We start from the raw sequence: 12,278 nt of genomic DNA on the forward strand, positions 1-12,278 counted from the left end.
TTCTATTGATTTCATTTTTATTGAAAATCATTTTTAAGCTAGCTCATGTTTACTTCTTACGGCATACAGCAATGACATAGGCAGGCCGTGCATTTTTCATACAGCTCAATGAAGCTGGTCCAAAGTAACGGAGAATATCAGGATTATAACCCTCAATCGTCGTATTACCTCCTACAGCAGCAGCAATATCGTTCCATTCCGGTGCTACATTCCCATGAGCACCGACAAAGGTTTGACCGTATATGCTTTCAATATCATAAAGCACAGAGAGTTCACCAACAAACTCGCTTAAGCTATATTCAAAGCAATGATATTGATTGCGCATTTGCTGACCGAATAGTCGGTCAGGATTTGTTACATCCCGATTTGGAGTCGAAACGATCAGCCGCCCACCCGGACGCAACACTCGTGCTACTTCACGCAGAAAGACAGCCCCATCCGGCACATGTTCAATCGTTTCGAACGATACGACAACATCATACGACTCATTATTGAACGGTAGATGGAGCACATTGCCGATTTGAAAGGTAACACCATTCCCTCCATAATCACGTTCTGCCAATTGTACAGAAGCAGGATCGATGTCCACTCCAGTAACGCTAACAGCGCCGCTATCTATCATCATACGTGCACCATATCCCGCGCCGCAGGCAGCATCAAGGACAATATTGCCATTGCAATAAGGCTGAGCTAATCGATACCTATACACGTGCTCAGTGAGCACATCAAGGTAAGAAACAGAAACCGCCGAATTAAGAACGAGTCTCTCTCCAGTAAACGCAACGTCTTCCTGAGACTTAGGTAAATATGTCAATGATGTCACCGTCGATTCTGTTATATTTTTACCGCTTCTACTAGTGGTGGATGCCTAAATGGAGACGCGGTCTTCATCCTGTCTGAAGACCCCGGTCCACATTACCTTCCTCTACAACCAACCTCTGTCATCCTATGTCGCATTCGCGGGCTTCGCTTGGACAGAAGTTGATGTACAGTCTCATCAAATCGTATACGTCAGGTTATCGTCATTATTGGAAAAAGAACGGCGCCTGTTCCATCGTCCAAACCCCGCTACCCCATATCGAATACGATATGTCGATTGTTTCTGTAATGGACAGGAGGAACCAGAGCCTTGAACGAGAGATTTGTTATTCAATTGGAATATCCAATCAAGCCGAGAGTAAGGTTCGGCGGTTCGAACCTACCGCCTCACCGTAAATTGTACGACCTTATTAACCGAAACCGTGACCAATACGACGAACATCTACAAGCTATCCTTCGCCACGTTCCCATACTGGCTGCGATTCCCACCTATAGTCGTTCAGATCAGGTCGAAGTCCCATATTGGCTTAACAATTGGTTTCCCCCACTTGATGCCGCTGCTCTTTATTGCATACTCACTGAAACAAACCCGAAGCGATTTTTTGAGATCGGCTCCGGAAACTCAACCAAGTTCGCACGGCATGCGATCCGCAATCACTCACTTCAAACAACAATCACTTCCGTGGATCCTTGTCCGCGAGCGGAGATCGACGCAATCTGCGACCGTGTCGTTCGCGCATCACTAGAGTCTGTAGACGTATCCCTGTTCGAAGAACTCGAGTCTGGTGACATTCTGTTCGTCGACAGTAGTCACCGTGCCTTCATGAATTCCGACGTAACCGTCATTTTTCTCGAAATCCTCCCCTATCTCAAGCCCGGTGTGCTCGTCCACTTTCACGACATCTTCCTTCCGCACGATTATCCCGAACAATGGGTAAACCGTTATTACAATGAGCAATACCTACTGGCTGTACTTTTATTGGCAGAGAGTCCTCGATACGAGATCTTCTTCCCCAGTTTCTTCGTCTTAACTGACGTGCTCCTTACCGAACGAATTCGTCCTTTCTGGGACCAGATCAACATCCCGCCTGGCATTGGTCAAGGAGGCTCCTTCTGGATCAGGACGAAGTAAACACACTAATCACTAAATACCCCGCTCCTCCGGCCAAATGGCGGAAGGAACGGGGTATTTTTTAAAGGGACGTATACTTTCCTATCGTTAAAGCGACATTGCACTCCTTTATAACAGATCCCGGTCCCATAACGAATTCATGGACAACTCCATTCCAGCCAAAATCCGCACCTCGACGAACCAATCTATTCCGCCTTACCGTGGAAATGGGGTGACCGGTCTCGTCACTTTCAAGATGAAGCAGCATTGAAACAGCATCTGTAGATTCGTCAAGCAAGAGCTTCAAACCCTCCAGCTTCCGAAGATCGTTTGCCGACATCTCTTCCCCTGGATTTACCCAGAACAGGAATGTCCCTGAAGTCAACGACTTCACCTCAGTCCATGGATTTCCCAAGTCGCCGTTTGTCGCCAATGAATCTACCGCCACGACATTCGAAGTCACCTCCGCGATCGCATGAAGAGTGTCCACAGTAGCTCCCATGTCAATCGCTACCCACTCGTTAGCGAGTGAACCCACAATACTGATTGTTCTCTCAAGCAAACGAACCGACGTCAAGGGCCCTATCGGAACCACGATCGCAAAGGAAGCCGGCTCCTTGTAGATGAGGCTATGAATATCGCGACCCCATTTCTGTTTGGCTTTCTCTCTATTCACTGAGAGAAGCTCACCCAGATTCGAATCTTTGAGGATTCCCATCGTCATATGACCGAAATGATGCACAAAAGAGTCGTAGACGACCCGGATCTTATACCCGCTGTTTAGGACGCGCAGACACAAATCATCGTCTTCATAATTGCCAAGTCCGAAGCGTTCATCGAAAACGCCTACTTCATCCAGTACTTTCCGTTTAACGAGCATGCAAAATCCGACAACACGGCGCACTTCTAAAGATTGACCTTCATGCTTCGCTACATGCTCTGACGCAAAAGCATCCGCTTCCTCTAGACGGGTATAAGATACCGGGATTTTCTGCTGTCCACTTGCGTAATTGGTCACAGGACCGACCATACCAATGTATTCATCGCTGTTCAGCACTCTCAGCATGCGCGTCAGCCATTCAGGAGTCACGATTGTGTCGTTGTTGAGGAAAAGAACCGTATCGCCTGAAGAGACTTCCCACCCTTGATTGCAGCCTTTGGCGAAGCCGAGATTCGTCTCATTCCGCACTAGATTAACATCCTCTTGTGCTTGCAAATAGGGATAGGTAGGATCTGTCGATCCATTATCGACGACGATGATTTCATACGGCTCAGGTGTGTTCCGACGTATACTCTCCAGGCATAGATGAGTGAGTTGTAATTGATTATGTGCAAGTATTACGATACTCGTTTTGTTCACAAAAGAAGCCTCCTCGAACTTTCCTTTCTCAACTCAGGCGGTCGTGTCCCCGATTTTGCGGACATTGAGGAAGTATTCGCGGTTGTACAGCATGCTTGGATGGGTCGGGTTGAATGCCAGGGCTTTCTCGTTATGCTCGTAAGCTTTCTCGTAATTGCCCATTCGGTCATAGCACAAACACATTTGAAGATGTGGAAACCAGGTGGACATCGACTTGTTAGTCATCCCCATCGTTGACGGTGGCGGTACCTTCGTGGCAAGGTCGTACCAGAAGACGGCGTTCTCATGCTGTTCCTCTTTGAAAAAATATCCGGCGATAGCGCACGAAACATCAGGACGTGGCTTCTCGTAGACGAGAGCCCTCACTAAGGATTCAAAACACTTCTCTTTGTTGCCCATATGCGAGTAACATTCCGACATCTTCACGCAAGCTTGGATATTATCCTCAATCCAGCCTTGCCCTGTCTTTAGCATCTTGTCGTAGTAAACGACAGCATCGTCATACTTGGCGTGTTCCCTTAATTCGTTAGCGTAATAATAGAGATCCCGTATCGAAAATTGTTCCTCGGCTTCCTTGCGTTGGGTATAAATTCGGAGGTTGCGGTCCGTATAAACCTTTTCTTTACGGTGTGTGATGCTGACGTCACTGTCCAAAAACTTACCCCAAGCGGCCAAATATTCATGTACTGGTCCAACCCATGTGAAATTTCTATCTCTTCTTACTAGTCGGTTGCGACGCAAGCTTGACGTTGGTTTACCAGTGGTATCGAATGCTAGAAGATAAGGCATCGTTACACGCTCAATATCAGGAGTCAGTGTCGCCTTTAACGCATGGAACCGGGAGCGATCCTCAGTCTCAACAATGTCGTCCGCGTCCAGCCAGAGGATGTATTCCTTAGTTGCTTTGGAGAATGAGAAATTACGGGCCGCTGAAAAATCTTCAATCCATTTGAAGTCGAAAATACGATCGGTATATTTGCGAGCGATCTCCTTCGTCCTGTCTATCGATCCAGTATCTACAATGATTATCTCGTCCATGATCTCTTGCACGGACGACAAGACTCGATCCAATGTGGCTTCTTCATCCTTGACGATCATACATAAACTGATAGTTACCATATCTGGTTAGTAAGCCCTCCTTCCGGTCAACCGGAGAGAAGATGCGAATATGCCTCTCTTGCCTCCGGATGCTCGGGTGATAACTTCAGCGCTTCCTCGTAAGCCTCTCTAGCTTCTTCAGGGTTACCCTTCTTCTCCTGACAAAGTCCGATGTAGTACCACGGCTGGAACGAACCAAGACCCTTAAGTGTCAGATGGTTCAAATTCCCTTCCCCAAGCTCCAAGCAGTACCGGAACGACGCAAGCGCCTCTTCCAGATGATCTTTTTGCATGAGGATAACGCCTTTGTAGAAATGCAGGTCAACATAATCAGGGTACATGGCGATCGCCTTATCAATGGCAGGCCATGCCCCGTCGAAGCTTCCGAGCGAGAGCAGCGAAGCATATTTCAGTTTATACAGCATGGACGGGGGAGTGAGCCCCTTTTGCAGGAAATGTATGATTGACTTGTTCACTTGCTCGAACGAAAGCTTATATTCTTGTATCCGATAAGCTTCACTCGCCAGATGGTAGTAGACCCAAGGATCAGGATCGGATGCCTCAGCCGCCTTCACCAGCAAAGAATGATTGCGTTCAAACTTTTTTTTGTCTTTTGTGACTGTATCCATATACCCATAGTGGTACACCTTCACGGGAAGCGACGGTAAAGCAGATAAATTCGGTATGATATCCGCCACAATCAATTGCTCGTGAATCGAATTTTGGAACCTCAGACCGATACCATTGCGGAACAGCCTGTGATGAGCAAGGCGATAAGCATTATTCGCGTGAGGAGGAGATGCTCCGTGAAAATTGATCAGTTCGATCAAGGCAATGCTATGGTCGCTCAGAGCCATTACATCCCTCAGATGAGGAGCGTCTTTTACATCCACTTCTTCATCCGCATCCAGCCATAAGATCCATTCACCTGTCGCTTTCTCAATTCCAAAGTTACGTGCGTCGGCGAAATGACCGCTCCAAGGGTATGGATAAACAGAAGCCCCTAGGGCTTTCGCGATTTCTTGCGTGCGGTCGGATGATCCGGTATCCACGACGATCATTTCATCGACAACATCCTTGACGCTAGTCAAGCAGCGAGCAATCCACCGCTCTTCGTTCTTCACGATCATACAAAGCGATAATTTTGAGTTTCCGCTCATGAGTTCTCCCTTCCCATACTTCCATATAAGAACAATTTCTTCAGTTTATTCGGAAGTGCGGAACAGGATGACAATTGGAGAATTGGCCTTATCCTGAACACGAAAGCGGAGATGATTGAGCGCTTTTTCTATCGATCGACAATAAAGGGCTATACCAAACATGGAAATATTAAGGAAGCTGGTGAGACAACCAGGGCAAAAAAAACTTGTCAACATAGATTATCCGAGTCTGATAAAAGGAGTTGATAAGAGTTGTCTCAAGCAAACATACCTAATATCACACCTGAAATTTCCGTGACAAGAAATGACGCTATTAATCTCTTACTATCCTCCATTGCGATGGAAGAACTTGGCCTAAGCCATATCCTTAATGCTGAGGGGGAAAAAATCCAGTACGTTCTCGGAACGCTTCCTGGCGTTACCTCTCCTCAAGCGACGATAAGCGACGTGCTCGCGATGAACGATAGCGTGAGGCAGACGATTAAGGAGATTACGAAGAAGGAATGGATTCTGCAAGACAAGCTAGAAACCGTTCTGTCTGTAGCCCCTTACGAAGGAGGAGTAACTGGTCCTCCTGGTCCATTAGGTCCAACAGGTCCTACCGGTCCAACCGGTTCATTAGATCCCGGCACGATACTCTTTAATGTTATTGGTAAGACTGGCACAGCAACGGTTGCCGTGGGAGATGATCTGATTTTTGTATCAGACACTCTAGATATCGAGGTTACTCAAGGATCCGCAATCGTAAGAATCGAAGTTCCAAACTCTCAAATTGGTGCAACCGGAGCGACGGGTTCGACGGGTTCGACGGGTTCGACGGGTTCGACGGGTTCGACGGGTTCGACGGGTTCGACGGGTTCGACGGGTTCGACGGGTTCGACGGGTTCGACTGGCGCTACGGGTGACGATGGAGCTGATGGTGCGACTGGTGCAACAGGTCCGACTGGCGCTACGGGTGACGATGGTGCGACTGGTGCGACTGGTGCAACAGGTCCTACTGGCGCTACGGGTGACGATGGAGCTGATGGTGCGACTGGTGCAACAGGTCCTACTGGTGCTACGGGTGACGATGGAGCAGATGGTGCGACTGGTGCGACTGGTGCGACTGGTGCGACTGGTGCGACTGGTGCGACTGGTGCGACTGGTGCGACTGGTGCGACTGGTGCGACTGGTGCGACTGGTGCGACTGGTGCGACTGGTGCGACTGGTGCGACTGGTGCGACTGGTGCGACTGGTGCGACTGGTGCAACAGGTCCGACTGGCGCTACGGGTGACGATGGAGCTGATGGAGCTGATGGTGCGACTGGTGCAACAGGTCCTACTGGTGCTACGGGTGACGATGGAGCAGATGGTGCGACTGGTGCAACAGGTCCTACTGGTGCTACGGGTGACGATGGAGCTGATGGTGCGACTGGTGCAACAGGTCCTACTGGTGCTACGGGTGACGCTGGAGCTGATGGTGTAACGGGTGCAACAGGTCCTACTGGCGCTACGGGTGACGAAGGAGCAGATGGTGCGACTGGTGCAACAGGTCCGACTGGCGCTACGGGTGACAATGGAGCTGATGGTGCGACTGGCGCAACAGGCCCGACTGGCGCTACGGGTGACGCTGGAGCTGATGGAGTAACCGGAGCAACAGGTCCTACTGGCGCTACGGGTGACGCTGGAGCTGATGGAGTAACCGGAGCAACAGGTCCTACTGGCGCTACGGGTGATGCTGGAGCTGATGGTGCGACTGGCGCAACAGGTCCGACTGGCGCTACGGGCGATGCCGGAGCTGATGGAGTAACCGGAGCAACAGGTCCGACTGGCGCTACGGGTGACGATGGAGCTACTGGCGAAACCGGAGCTGCTGGTGCTACTGGCGAAACTGGTGCTAATGGTGGAACAGGAGCTACTGGAGCTACTGGTGGAACCGGAATTACTGGAGCTACTGGTGGAACCGGAATTACTGGAGCTACAGGTGAAACTGGAGCCACTGGCGCAACTGGAGCTACTGGTGGAACCGGAGCTACTGGTGGAACCGGAGCTACTGGTGGGACTGGAGCTACTGGCGAAACTGGATCTACTGGCGGAACTGGAGCTACTGGCGAAACTGGAGCTACTGGCGAAACTGGAGCGACTGGCGGAACTGGAGCTACTGGTGCTACTGGAGCCACTGGTGCTACTGGTGCTACTGGCGAAACCGGAGCTACTGGCGCAACTGGAGCTACTGGTGGAACAGGAGCTACTGGAGCTACTGGTGGAACCGGAATTACTGGAGCTACAGGTGAAACTGGAGCCACTGGCGCAACTGGAGCTACTGGTGGAACCGGAGCTACTGGTGGAACTGGATCTACTGGCGGAACCGGAGCGACTGGCGGAACCGGAGCGACTGGCGGAACCGGAGCGACTGGCGAAACTGGAGCTACTGGCGAAACTGGAGCTACTGGTGGAACTGGAGCGACTGGCGAAACTGGTGCCACAGGCGAAACTGGTGCCACTGGCGGAACTGGAGCTACTGGTGGAACTGGTACTACTGGCGGAACCGGAGCTACTGGCGGAACCGGAGCTACTGGCGCAACTGGAGCCACTGGTGCTACTGGCGGAACTGGAGCTACTGGCGCAACTGGCGGTACTGGAGCTACTGGCGAAACTGGAGCTACTGGCGAAACGGGAGCCACTGGCGGTACTGGTGCTACTGGCGGAACCGGAGCTACTGGCGAAACAGGTGCCACAGGCGGTACTGGAGCTACTGGCGCAGCTGGAGCTACTGGCGGTACTGGTGCCACTGGGGCGACTGGTGCTACTGGTGCGACTGGTGCTACTGGCGGTACTGGTGCCACTGGTGAAACTGGTGCTACTGGCGGTACTGGAGCCACTGGGGCGACTGGCGAAACGGGAGCTACTGGTGCTACTGGAGCCACAGGTGCTACTAGTGCTACTGGTGCTACTGGCGAAACTGGAGCTACTGGTGCTACTGGCGAAACTGGAGCTACTGGTGCCACAGGCGGAACTGGAGCTACTGGCGAAACTGGAGCCACTGGTGCCACTGGTGCCACTGGTGCCACAGGCGGAACTGGAGCTACTGGCGAAACGGGAGCTACTGGCGAAACGGGAGCTACTGGCGAAACGGGAGCTACTGGTGAAACGGGAGCCACTGGTGCAACTGGTGCCACAGGCGGAACTGGAGCTACTGGCGGAACTGGAGCGACTGGCGGAACTGGAGCTACTGGCGGAACCGGAGCGACTGGCGAAACTGGAGCTACTGGCGGAACTGGAGCTACTGGCGGAACTGGAGCTACTGGCGGAACTGGAGCGACTGGCGGAACTGGAGCTACTGGCGGAACTGGAGCTACTGGCGGAACTGGAGCTACTGGTGCTACTGGCGAAACCGGAGCGACTGGCGAAACTGGAGCTACTGGCGGAACTGGAGCTACTGGCGAAACTGGAGCCACTGGCGAAACTGGAGCTACTGGCGAAACGGGAGCTACTGGTGCCACTGGCGGAACTGGAGCTACTGGCGAAACTGGAGCCACTGGTGCCACTGGTGCCACAGGCGGAACTGGAGCTACTGGCGAAACTGGAGCTACTGGCGAAACGGGAGCCACTGGTGCAACTGGTGCCACTGGCGGAACTGGTGCTACTGGCGGAACCGGAGCTACTGGCGAAACTGGAGCCACTGGCGGAACTGGTGCTACTGGCGGAACCGGAGCTACTGGCGAAACTGGTGCCACAGGCGGAACTGGAGCTACAGGCGGAACTGGAGCTACAGGCGGAACTGGAGCTACAGGCGGAACTGGAGCTACAGGCGCAGCTGGAGCTACTGGAGCTACTGGCGGTACTGGCGGTACTGGCGAAACTGGAGCCACTGGCGAAACTGGAGCCACTGGCGAAACTGGAGCTACTGGTGAAACGGGAGCTACTGGTGCCACAGGCGGAACTGGAGCTACTGGCGAAACTGGAGCCACTGGTGCCACAGGCGGAATTGGAGCTACTGGAGCCACTGGTGCCACTGGTGCCACTGGCGGAACTGGTGCTACTGGCGGAACCGGAGCTACTGGCGAAACTGGAGCCACTGGCGGAACTGGTGCTACTGGCGGAACCGGAGCTACTGGCGAAACTGGTGCCACAGGCGGAACTGGAGCTACTGGCGGAACTGGAGCTACTGGCGGAACTGGAGCTACTGGCGGAACTGGAGCTACAGGCGCAGCTGGAGCTACTGGAGCTACTGGCGGTACTGGCGGTACTGGTGCCACTGGTGCTACTGGTGCTACTGGCGGTACTGGAGCCACTGGAGCCACTGGGGCGACTGGCGAAACTGGAGCTACTGGTGCTACTGGCGAAACCGGAGCCACTGGCGAAACTGGAGCTACTGGCGCTACTGGAGCTACTGGTGCCACAGGCGGAACTGGAGCTACTGGCGAAACTGGAACCACTGGTGCCACTGGCGGAACTGGAGCTACTGGCGAAACTGGAACCACTGGTGCCACTGGCGGAACTGGAGCTACTGGTGCTACTGGTGGAACCGGAATTACTGGAGCTACAGGTGAAACTGGAGCCACTGGAGCTACTGGAGCCACTGGTGCTACTGGCGGAACTGGAGCTACTGGCGGAACCGGAGCGACTGGCGAAACTGGAGCTACTGGCGAAGCTGGAGCTACTGGCGGAACTGGAGCTACTGGCGGAACTGGAGCTACTGGCGGAACTGGAGCTACTGGCGGAACTGGAGCTACTGGTGGAACTGGAGCTACTGGCGAAACGGGAGCTACTGGCGGAACTGGAGCTACTGGCGGAACTGGAACTACTGGCGGAACTGGAGCTACTGGAGCCACTGGTGCTACTGGAGCTACTGGGGGTACTGGTGCCACAGGTCCGAACATTATGCTCAACGGGTTCTCGGCTAATAGAGTTCCGTCGGGCGTAACGGGTTCCGCCCAACTCGATGCCTGGTCTACGACAGGTTCATTCTATCCAGGTCCCGGATTCGTCGCATTAACTGGTAATTATACAGTTCCGACAACAGGTAGATACTCTATTGAAGCTACAATTGGTTATACGACAACGGCATCAATTTCGCTATCTCTCGGTGCAGGCATCGACCCTGCCTTCGTTGTCAGAAGAACAGCTCCAACTGTAACTGACCTCATAACCGGCCTATTCCCAATTCTCGACGTTAGCGTTGCTTTAGTTCTTACTCTAAGAGCAGTATTAGGAAGCGGAACGGTAACCTTAACAGGAGAAGTACAATTAACAGCCGGCGACGTAATCGGAATTTTCTATGTAGCTAATGGTCTTACCATCGGCCTTAACTTGGGAGGTCCCGGTTCTTCTGCGACAGTATGGTCCGTTCATGAAATAACGTAATCAACTTTTCTCGCTTACCAAAAATACCACCGCGTAAATCGGAGTCCACTGAAAAAGCCTTCTAAGTAGAAAAGGTACAGTTCCTCAAGATGTATGAGGGGACTGTACCTTTTTACTGAAAGGATCAATCCACCTTATATAGAACTCTTTAACTTGATTATTCCCAAGGATAATATGTTGCGCCAAATCAATGAATTAGTTGAATTAGTTGACTTCAAATGATGAATCGCTGAAAGCCAAGTTTACTTCAAAGAACACTAGCGATGTGCTGGAAGATGAAATCGCCTTTTGCCAAAAACTCATTGGAGTGCTTGAAGCAGAAGGCGGAATCTGCGAGCTTCCGAAAATCAAAGAGCCATTGAATCTATTGAAAGAAACGGTCGCCGACGTCCTGAAACAGCTGCAGATATCGGAAGACCATGTTACAAAGGTAGGCCACAAGAGCGCGGATTCCTCGGTTTTCGGATACAAAACCCACATTGCCATGACCGAGGAACAGATAATTACAGCGACGGTTATTAAGACGAGTGAAAAGAATTACGGCATGCAGTTACAAACGCTAATTGAAAAAAGCAAAGCAACCGGCAAGGAAAAAAAGGGGTAGGTAAAAACCAAACGGATACCTACCACTTTGATGTGGAATTGTGTAAAAGATGTCCAGTTAAAGAAGGATGCTTCACCGAAGGAGCGAAAAGTAAAACCTACTCGGTGAGTATTAAATCCGATGAACACAACGAACAAATGGCGTTTCAAGAAAGCAAGTACTTCAAAGTAAGGGCGACTCATTTAGAACCAAGAGTCGTCTTTTCGTTTATTCATTTTCGTTACACCGAAAAACTTAAGTTCTTCAGTGGGCGCCTTAACTCGCGGTGGTATTTTTTTAATCGTTCTATCTCTGACAAGTAGACTATCGCATAGGATATTGTAGCGTAACCGAAAATCCTAAGGAGAGTGCTTGTCTATGTCCCAAGCGAATGTCCCGAATATAACCCCTTCGATTACGATAACGTCTCAAGATGCCATTAACCTGTTGCTCATCTCCATCGCCATGGAAGAAATCGGACTCAGCCACATCATCAACGCCGAAGGTGAGAAACTCCAGTACGTTCTCGGTACACTTCCAGGTGTGAAGGGGCCCGACATATCCGTAAGTGACCTTCTCAACGTTAATTCCAGTGTCCGGGAAACGCTCAAAGAAATTGCTAAGAAGGAATGGATCCTTCAAAGCAAGCTGGAAAGCATAATTGAAGTCATCACTCAATATCGCAATCAACCTCTGAACTAAAAAAAAGGGTTAGCGGGATTCAATGGTCAAGACCCCAATTAGTAGACAATGAAAAAAGACCTAGGCAACAAGCTTACGCCGAAATTCAATCGGTGTAAG

7 protein-coding genes and 1 pseudogene are annotated in these 12,278 nt (G+C 51.3%); 4 read left to right on the forward strand and 4 right to left on the reverse strand.

Going from position 1 to position 12,278, the window contains the following annotated elements; all coding sequences use genetic code 11:
- Positions 1-49 precede the first annotated feature (49 nt).
- Positions 50-823 (reverse strand): class I SAM-dependent methyltransferase, encoded by a 774-nt coding sequence (locus M1K58_RS24310; protein ID WP_256761482.1) that lies wholly within the window; start codon positions 821-823, stop codon positions 50-52.
- Between the two features lie 306 nt (positions 824-1,129).
- Between M1K58_RS24310 and M1K58_RS24315 the strand changes: the two genes are divergently transcribed.
- Positions 1,130-1,951 carry a class I SAM-dependent methyltransferase gene (locus M1K58_RS24315; RefSeq protein WP_256761483.1) on the forward strand — a complete coding sequence of 274 codons (822 nt, stop codon included), beginning with the start codon at positions 1,130-1,132 and terminating at the stop codon, positions 1,949-1,951.
- A 61-nt stretch (positions 1,952-2,012) separates the two neighbouring features.
- On the opposite strand, the gene M1K58_RS24320 is transcribed toward M1K58_RS24315, so the two are convergent.
- From M1K58_RS24320 to M1K58_RS24330, 3 genes are read right to left on the reverse strand one after another with little or no spacing between them, the layout of a single operon-like run.
- Positions 2,013-3,290 (reverse strand): glycosyltransferase family 2 protein, encoded by a 1,278-nt coding sequence (locus tag M1K58_RS24320; RefSeq protein WP_256761484.1) that lies wholly within the window; start codon positions 3,288-3,290, stop codon positions 2,013-2,015.
- Positions 3,291-3,323: 33 nt separating this feature from the next.
- The gene (locus M1K58_RS24325; RefSeq protein WP_256761485.1) at positions 3,324-4,409 is read right to left on the reverse strand and encodes a glycosyltransferase; all 1,086 of its coding nucleotides are present in this window, start codon (positions 4,407-4,409) and stop codon (positions 3,324-3,326) included.
- A 26-nt stretch (positions 4,410-4,435) separates the two neighbouring features.
- The gene (locus tag M1K58_RS24330; RefSeq protein WP_256761486.1) at positions 4,436-5,548 is read right to left on the reverse strand and encodes a glycosyltransferase; all 1,113 of its coding nucleotides are present in this window, start codon (positions 5,546-5,548) and stop codon (positions 4,436-4,438) included.
- A 252-nt stretch (positions 5,549-5,800) separates the two neighbouring features.
- On the opposite strand from M1K58_RS24330, the gene M1K58_RS24335 reads away from it, so the two are divergent.
- The 3 genes and pseudogenes from M1K58_RS24335 to M1K58_RS24345 all read left to right on the forward strand — a co-directional run bounded on the left by M1K58_RS24335 (position 5,801) and on the right by M1K58_RS24345 (position 12,179).
- Positions 5,801-10,894: an alpha-helical endospore appendage domain-containing protein gene (locus M1K58_RS24335; RefSeq protein WP_256761487.1), complete on the forward strand. Its 5,094-nt coding sequence runs from the start codon at positions 5,801-5,803 to the stop codon at positions 10,892-10,894.
- Between the two features lie 220 nt (positions 10,895-11,114).
- Positions 11,115-11,674 (forward strand): annotated as a pseudogene (locus tag M1K58_RS24340) (IS5/IS1182 family transposase); the annotation flags it as partial.
- Between the two features lie 181 nt (positions 11,675-11,855).
- On the forward strand, positions 11,856-12,179 hold the full coding sequence (locus tag M1K58_RS24345; protein ID WP_256761488.1) for an alpha-helical endospore appendage domain-containing protein: 324 nt from the start codon (positions 11,856-11,858) through the stop codon (positions 12,177-12,179).
- The last annotated feature ends 99 nt before the right edge of the window (positions 12,180-12,278 follow it).

The sequence above is a fragment of the Cohnella sp. WQ 127256 genome (assembly GCF_024519285.1).
Lineage (GTDB): Bacteria > Bacillota > Bacilli > Paenibacillales > Paenibacillaceae > Cohnella.